General features: G+C 58.5%; 7 protein-coding genes and 2 pseudogenes. 5 read left to right on the top strand and 4 right to left on the bottom strand.

Going from position 1 to position 7,220, the window contains the following annotated elements:
- Positions 1-264: hypothetical protein (locus FSY45_RS28115; RefSeq protein ID WP_222864890.1), on the top strand; the 264-nt coding region annotated here is incomplete at its 5' end.
- 163 nt (positions 265-427) lie between these two features.
- Here the strand turns inward: FSY45_RS28115 and FSY45_RS27510 are convergent.
- A complete protein-coding gene (locus tag FSY45_RS27510; RefSeq protein ID WP_034390012.1) occupies positions 428-1,318 on the bottom strand; it encodes a LysR family transcriptional regulator in 891 nt (296 codons plus the stop codon).
- Positions 1,319-1,445: 127 nt separating this feature from the next.
- On the opposite strand from FSY45_RS27510, the gene FSY45_RS27505 reads away from it, so the two are divergent.
- The 4 genes and pseudogenes from FSY45_RS27505 to FSY45_RS27495 all read left to right on the top strand — a co-directional run bounded on the left by FSY45_RS27505 (position 1,446) and on the right by FSY45_RS27495 (position 4,373).
- Complete coding sequence (locus FSY45_RS27505; RefSeq protein ID WP_034390010.1) at positions 1,446-2,204, top strand: SDR family oxidoreductase; 759 nt, start codon at positions 1,446-1,448, stop codon at positions 2,202-2,204.
- 3 nt (positions 2,205-2,207) lie between these two features.
- Positions 2,208-2,321, top strand: a pseudogene (locus FSY45_RS28585) (oxidoreductase); the annotation flags it as partial.
- A 46-nt stretch (positions 2,322-2,367) separates the two neighbouring features.
- Complete coding sequence (locus tag FSY45_RS27500; protein WP_223305739.1) at positions 2,368-3,375, top strand: zinc-dependent alcohol dehydrogenase family protein; 1,008 nt, start codon at positions 2,368-2,370, stop codon at positions 3,373-3,375.
- A gap of 5 nt (positions 3,376-3,380) precedes the next feature.
- Entirely contained in the window at positions 3,381-4,373 is a 993-nt protein-coding gene (locus FSY45_RS27495) for a zinc-dependent alcohol dehydrogenase family protein (protein ID WP_046462251.1), read from the top strand.
- Positions 4,374-4,575: 202 nt separating this feature from the next.
- Here FSY45_RS27495 and FSY45_RS27490 read toward each other — a convergent pair whose 3' ends face one another.
- From FSY45_RS27490 to FSY45_RS27480, 3 genes and pseudogenes are all read right to left on the bottom strand, one after another.
- Positions 4,576-5,556 (bottom strand): hypothetical protein, encoded by a 981-nt coding sequence (locus tag FSY45_RS27490; RefSeq protein WP_046462250.1) that lies wholly within the window; start codon positions 5,554-5,556, stop codon positions 4,576-4,578.
- A gap of 85 nt (positions 5,557-5,641) precedes the next feature.
- Positions 5,642-6,703 (bottom strand): YqaJ viral recombinase family protein, encoded by a 1,062-nt coding sequence (locus FSY45_RS27485; protein ID WP_046462257.1) that lies wholly within the window; start codon positions 6,701-6,703, stop codon positions 5,642-5,644.
- Between the two features lie 151 nt (positions 6,704-6,854).
- Positions 6,855-7,094 (bottom strand): annotated as a pseudogene (locus FSY45_RS27480) (DUF932 domain-containing protein); the annotation flags it as partial.
- Positions 7,095-7,220: the final 126 nt, after the last annotated feature.

Here is a 7,220-nt window from a genome sequence, read left to right as displayed (position 1 = left end):
GTTGGCCAGCAGGCCAGACAGCAGTTCTTCGGGTACGTCGTGTTTCTTGGTGCTCATTGTGCTTACGGACAGTCCGGCTTGCGCCGGCGGTTGATTGTCCGTTTACACAAAATTCTGCACACCCTCCCTCTTACATCGTTGGCAATGGCCCAAATGCGGCGTTGCAGTTCTGCGCGTTGTTGTTGGCTAGTCATGTCGTTGTTGTTGGTTTCTTGGAAAGTGCAGGCATGGGCAAAGAGCCACTTAGCTCATGCCTACCTGTAAAAAGTGCAACGGAGATTGTGCATGAGGTCGCTGCGAAAGTCGTCTCGGTGGTGGTTCGGCGACTGCAAGGATTGTGTGGGTGCAGAAGACGGGTTTAGGCTGACAGCAGCCGGTCATTTTTTCTTTGCCAAAGTCCGCTGATGCAGAAAGCGGACATCCGGCCTCACGCTCGAAGGACATTGATCAACGCCTTCAGTCCTGCGGAAAGATGGCGGTGACTAGGGTAGTACAGGTGCAGTCCGTCGTCTGGTGCGCACCAATCGTCCAAGCAACGAATCAGGGTCCCATCTTCCAAGTGCTTCATGATGCGGTTATCCCATACGTACGCCAATCCGCAGCCCTGCAAGGCGGCTTCAACCATCAACTCCTGACCATCCAGCGTGAGCGGGCCATCCACATCCACCTCCAAGGACTCTCCCTTGCGTGAGAACTCCCAATTGAAAATGGCGCCGCTTGGGAAACGGTAGCGGATGCACTCGTGCTGCTTTAAGTCCTCAGGCGACTTTGGCGGGAGAAGCCCTGTTCGCGCAAAGTAATTCGGCGCGCCCACTACGGCAAACCGAAGGCTTGGCTTGATGCGCACAGCCACCATGTCCTGCGACAACCGCTCCCCAAAGCGAATTCCGGCATCGAAACCCTCTTCGACAATGTCGATCAGGCGGTCCGTTGCCACCACATCCAAATGCAATCCTGGGTTCTGAGCCAGTAGCGGACCCATCACGTCCTTCAAAACAAAAGGTGCAATGGCACTGGGAAGGTTGATGCGCACGGTGCCAAACGGGGTGTCACGGAAAGCGTTCAAGCCCTCCAGCGCAGCGCCGATCTGCCCAAACGCTGGGGTGAGATCAGCAAGGAAACGTTCACCGGCATCGGTCAACGCCACGCTACGGGTGGTGCGATGAAACAAACGCACACCGACTCGCTGTTCCAGCTTGCGAATGGCATGGCTGATTGCCGAGGGGGCCACACCGCGCTCCACCGCCGCCTTGCTGAAGCTGCGCAAGTGGGCAACGGTCAGAAAGATCGACAACTCAGCCAGCTCAGCACCTTGCATTTGTGAACTCAATTCATAAGCGTTTTCGAAATTATGATCTTTATTAGATTGGTTGAAAAGCCCAAAATTTGGCCATTCCTCGTCGGGATGGCCCGATTTCCTTCAACTTCTTCTCAAGGTTACACATATGTCGAACGCTCAAATTCAGTCTCTGACCGGCAAAGTGGTCATCATTACCGGTGCCAGCAGTGGTCTCGGCGAGGCGACTGCTCGCTATTTGGCGGCTCGCGGAGCCAAGCTGGTGCTGGCGGCCCGCCGCACTGACAAACTGCAGGCTTTGGCCGCCGAACTGTCGGCCGCAGGTACAGACGTCCTGGTTCAGGCCACCGATGTGACGGACATGGCCCAGGTCCAAGCCCTGGCTGATGCCACGTTGAAGCGCTTTGCTCGCATCGACGTGCTGGTCAACAACGCAGGCATCATGCCGCTGGCGCCTCTGGCCAAGCTCAAGGTCGACGAGTGGAGCCGCATGATCGACGTGAACATCAAGGGCGTGCTGCATGGCGTTGCTGCCGTGCTGCCGACCATGACGGCGCAAGCGGATGGCCACATCATCAACATCGCCTCCGTCGCAGGCCACAAGCTGTTTACGCCCGGCGGAACCGTCTACAGCGCAACCAAGTTCGCCGTGCGCGCCCTGTCCGAGGGCTTGCGTGCTGAAGCACCTGCTGGCGTACGCACCACCATTGTTTCGCCCGGTGCTGTGGAGTCCGAACTGAAGCTGGGTAGCAGCGATGCCGACAGCTCGGCCGGTGTCCAGGCCTTCTATCAGGCCAACCAGATTCCCGCTGACTCGGTGGCTCGAGCCATTGCCTATGCGATTGAGCAGCCGGCCGACGTGGACATCAACGAAATCGTGCTGCGCCCGACTGTTCAAGACTTCTAAGCCATGACCCAGTCCACTCTGTTCAGTCCTGTCGCGTTGCACGGCCTCCAGGCGCGCAACCGCCTCGTGGTCTCGCCGATGTGCCAGTATTCGGCCGTCAACGGCTTCGCAATCGCGAGAGGGCCCGGCAGGCCATGAAATCCAACAAGTAATGAATTCAATCATGAACACGACCCTAAGCAGCATGCGCGCACTCATCCTCGACGACTATGAGGTCGCCCAGTTCCGCAGCGCCCAGATCGACATCCCTGCGCCGAAGGCCGGCGAAGTGCTGGTTCGCATCAAGGCCAGCGGCGTGAACCCCATCGACTACAAAATCCGCACCGGCAAAGCACCCTATGCCATGCCGGCACTTCCCGCCGTGCTGGGTACGGACCTCGCCGGCGTGGTCGAGGCCGTCGGCGAAGGTGTCGGCGCCTTCAAGGTGGGTGACGAGGTCTATGGTTTGACTGGCGGTGTGCGCGGCCTCCAAGGCTCGCTGGCCGAATTCGCCGCCGTAGATGCGCGCTTGCTGGCGCTCAAACCGAAGAACCTGTCCATGCGCGATGCTGCGGCACTGCCGCTGGTGGCACTGACCGCCTGGGAAGGTCTGATCGACCGCGCTGCCGTACGCCCCGGACAAAAGGTGTTGGTCACCGGCGGTTCCGGCGGCGTCGGACACCTGGTGGTCCAGTTGGCGCTTGCCCGTGGTGCCGACGTCTATGCCACCGTTCGCAACAGCGGCGCTGACATTGTGAAAAGCCTGGGCGCGACGCCAATTGACGTGGGTACGACCACGGTGGCCGAGTACGTCGCCAAGTACACCGATGGCAAGGGCTTCGATGTGATCTACGACACCGTCGGCGGTCCGGTTCTGGATGCAGCCTTTGAAGCCATCGCTCACTATGGCCATGTCGTCAGCTGCGCCGCCTTCGGGAACCATGCGCTTGCGACGGGGTCGCTGCGCTGCGCCACACTGTCCGGCGTCTTCGTGCTGCTGCCCATGCTGAGTGGAGAACTGCGCGCCCATCATGGAGACATTCTTCGTCATGTGACGGAGCTGGTGGAAGCCGGCCGCGTGAAGCCCATCGTCGATGAGCGCCGCTTCACCCTGGACAGCGCAATGGCCGCCCATGCCCTGGTTGAACAGGGCGGCGCGGCAGTCAAGGTCGTCATCGACGTCGCGGCCTGATCACCATGGCACGCGTTGTCCGCTTTCACGAGCTAGGGGGGCCTGAGGTTCTCCGCATCGAAGAAGAGTCCCGCAGCGAGCCACTTGCTGCGGACGAGGTACGCATCACGGTCAAAGCCCTGGGGCTGAACCGTGCCGACGTCATGTTCCGACGTGGTACGTACATCGAGAAGGCCGTGCTTCCTTCTCGACTCGGCTACGAAGCTTCTGGGCTGATTGAGGCGGTCGGCGCAGAGGTCATAGAGTTTCAACAGGGCCAGGCCGTCAGCGTCATCCCCCCGATAGGGCTGGGTCGCTATGGCACCTATGGCGAATCCATCGTTGTGCCCGCACGCTTTGTTGCTCCCAAACCGGAGTCGCTCAGCTTTGAGCTGGCGGCTTCGGCCTGGATGCAGTATCTGACTGCCTACGGCGGCCTGATCGAAGCGGGTGGTCTGCGCCAGGGCGAGCACGTGCTGATTACGGCGGCCTCCAGCAGCGTGGGCTTGGCGGCAATTCAGATTGCGCGGAGCGTCGGCGCCATCCCGCTTGCAACCACGCTGGATCGCTCCAAGAAGGACGCGGTACTTGCGCTCGGCCCGGCCCATGTCATCGCGACACGCGAGGAGGACCTGGGCGAGGAGTTGCTGAAGATAGTAGGCCCGGATGGCCTGCAACGCGCTTTCGACGCCGTCGGCGGCCCTCAGGTCGAGGCAATCGCCGCCGCCATGGCACCGGGCGGCGTCATTGTGTCGCACGGCATGCTCGATCCGGCAGCCACGCCGTTCCCGCTGCGGCTGGCTCTGCGCAAGAGCCTGACGATGCGGGGCTATGTCTTCACCGAGACTGTGGGAAACCCCGCGAAGCTTGCCGCAGCCAAGCGCTTCATCCTCGAAGGCCTGTCGTCAGGCGCCCTGCACCCGGTCATCGACAAGGTCTTCGCCTTCGATGACATCGTCGAGGCCCATCGCTACTTGGAAAGCAACCAGCATATAGGCAAGGTAGTCGTGACGGTCTGAGTAGGCAGCACGCGTTGTTTCAAACTGGAGGGTTGCACCGAGTGACTCATAAACAATCGACAGCGTGAGTCGGGTACCAATCGTCGAAGGTCTGGAGACGCTGCAAAGGCGTCAGCGGAAAGGCTAAATGAGACTTTCGGGAAAAAAAGACATATAAACCAAGCCCCACTAATGTGGGGCTTGGTTTATGACTTTCATGCAGCTATTCGCTAGATGCAGTTCTTGGAATTTCGGGATAAAACTCTTCCATGATCTCAGATGTCTCATCGGGCGCATCTTCAAAACTGCCATTAGCAAACCCAAGCTGCGCTGCCGAGTCCAAAGCCGACTGATCAAATCCAGCAGCCAAGCGCTCATTTGCGATCATGCGTGCTTGAGCGATAGCTTCATTCAAATAAATCCCCGAACGCACCACCAAGTCCGCGTAATAGATGGCCGATCGATGCGACTGCGTGGTGGACTTGCCACGCAGCTTGAGCTCCAGCGGCATGCAGGCCAGGTTGCCACCAGAGACTGCAGCGAAATATTGCAGCCGCGCTGCCAGAGTGCGAATGCTGTTGAAGCCCGTGGTTCTGAATACAAAGCTGCCCAACTCATCGCTGTCGCCAATACTCACGTTCAAGCGGCCGTAGGGCTTGCAATGGCCCATGCCAAACCGGCATGTATCCGGACCAGGGCAGGCCAACTCTTCAAGACCTTTATCTGTCACACGCTTGCAGCTCTCGCCATTGCCGACGCACAGCGGGCGAGCGGTACTGCGATCAAACATGCAGTAATCAGCTCGTAGGTTCAAATCTGGATCATTGAACAGCACCCGCACTGGGATGCTGCGCAGCTTGCGCCTTGCCGTGCTCGGTGCAGCCGTTGGCGTATCCGCCACACCCATCTTGTCTTTGAGTGAGCGTTTGCCTGTGCGAGTTTGGGTAGCGCTTGCGGACGTTTCACTTTGTACATCGGAAGGCTCTGTGCCTTCTTTTATGCCGCTGGAAACTTGACCAGGTGCTTGGCTCTGGCGCAAGGCCTCATCCAAAGGGTGTAGCACCCACTGGCCTCGCTGCTGCACCTGCGTGGTGATGGTGAACTCATCGTCCTTTTCTGGCAGACGCTTGCCGTTCTTCTCCACCACCTTGCCAATCGAAATCCTGCCAATCACAGGCGGGGTGATCATCAAACCTTTGATCATGTTTTGCTCCAAAAAAAAAGCTCTCTGGGGCTGTGAACCGCAGAGAGCAGAGGGGGAGGGGTAAAAGAGGGCCGTGAGTCACCGCTCACGTTTCATTGACGCAAAACCGCCGAGCGCCAGCCCGCGTGGACAGGTAGGCCTTGGCTAGCTCTGGATGGTCTTTGTTGAACTGCGCCGTATTGAACACTTGACCATCCTTGCTGCGCCGCCATGTCACGCTGCCACCGCAGGCAAACGTTGCTTTGCCAGCTTCTCCCATATGGATCTGAATGGCTTGGCGCAGGCGTGCTTCCTGCTTCTGTGCAGCATCGAGTTGCTCACGTGCTGCCAGCAAGGCTTCAAACGTGGCATTGAGCTCTGGGTCATCACTCATGTCTACGTCATCGCCTGCACTGTTTGGATAGAGGCTACGCAAGGCTTTTTCTGCACTGTCCGATCCATCGCCAGCAGGCGGCGTTTTGCTCTCCACCATTTGCCAGAATGCGTGCTCCATTTCGATCAGTCGGGCAATCAAGGCTTCATCACGCTCAACCCTAAAAATACGAAGCTCCTGACCACCAATTAGCACCGCTACGTCAGCAGCACGATGGCCAGTCACGGCCAACTGGTGCATCACCTGCAGTTGCACATACTCGGGAACACCGTCACGCCACAGGCAGGCGCCATGGATACCTGCAGTTTTGCATTCCAGAAGCTGCACCGCCGAAGAGCCGACCACTTCACGATCCACATTGGCCAGCATCCAAGGATGCTCAGGATGCTGCAAAACCGCATTCACTCTGCGCACCTTATTGCCTGTGCGCTTGGTGTAATGCGCCGCCACAATGGGCTCCAGCATCGTTCCCCAGAACATAGGGCTGGTGTCATCATTGGGATCGACGGCTGGCAGCAGATCACCCTTGCCCGTCTTTTGCATCCACAACTCCAGCTGGGACTGGTAGGGGTTCAGGCCAATCGCTGCAGCGGCATCGGAGCTGCCAATGCCGGTACGGCGCACCTTGAGCCAATCATCTCGCTCCAGGTCTTTGGTGGAGACCAGGCGCAAAGCAGCGCCCTTGCGGGGCGTGCGTGGAGCGTTGTTGGAGGCAGCGTGAGGAGCTGTAGAGCCAGCATCCAGATTTCCATTCTTGAGAACATGCACAGACATCGAAATCTCCTGGCCCGCCAATTGCGGGCATAAAAAAGCCACCTCAAAAGGTGGCTTGGTTGGGTGGAAAACAGAGAGGGTAAAAACGGTGTAATGCGTCCAAATACGGACAACTAGATCTGCAGTCAGTCATCGCTATGGCGTCAACCCATCAGGCCACCAGCTGCAGCGCATGATCCAGAGCACGTTGCTTGATCACGGCACCTTGGCCAAACCAGGCGCTGTCCAAGCGGTTGTCCTGGCTGCGGGCTTGCTTCTCATGGTCAATGAACTCGGTCACAGAGCACAGTAGGCCCCAGGCCGTGTCCTTGGATGCATGCATCTCAGCACCACGGCCATGGCCCTCATAGAGCATCTGCACCTTCTTGAGAGCACGCTCATTAGTCAATCCTGTTAATTTCCACGCATAACTGACCCGCCGGGGGTGCGGACAAAAACTTGGACTACCAGGAGGTAGTTCATGTACTCATACGCAGACAGGATTCGTGCAGTTGAGCTTTACATCAAGCTTGGCTTG

The organism is Comamonas sp. Z1, assembly GCF_008121555.1.
Lineage (GTDB): Bacteria > Pseudomonadota > Gammaproteobacteria > Burkholderiales > Burkholderiaceae_C > Comamonas > Comamonas thiooxydans.
Note: the sequence above shows the minus strand (reverse complement) of the source record. Positions and strands in the feature narration are given on the sequence as shown.

Excerpts from the sequence above, each read along its gene's own strand:
- FSY45_RS27500 (WP_223305739.1), top strand. The coding sequence starts at position 2,368 with ATGAACACGACCCTAAGCAGCATGCGCGCACTCATCCTCGACGACTAT.
- FSY45_RS27505 (WP_034390010.1), top strand. The coding sequence starts at position 1,446 with ATGTCGAACGCTCAAATTCAGTCTCTGACCGGCAAAGTGGTCATCATT.
- FSY45_RS27485 (WP_046462257.1), bottom strand. The coding sequence starts at position 6,703 with ATGTCTGTGCATGTTCTCAAGAATGGAAATCTGGATGCTGGCTCTACA.
- FSY45_RS27495 (WP_046462251.1), top strand. The coding sequence starts at position 3,381 with ATGGCACGCGTTGTCCGCTTTCACGAGCTAGGGGGGCCTGAGGTTCTC.
- FSY45_RS27490 (WP_046462250.1), bottom strand. The coding sequence starts at position 5,556 with ATGATCAAAGGTTTGATGATCACCCCGCCTGTGATTGGCAGGATTTCG.
- FSY45_RS27510 (WP_034390012.1), bottom strand. The coding sequence starts at position 1,318 with ATGCAAGGTGCTGAGCTGGCTGAGTTGTCGATCTTTCTGACCGTTGCC.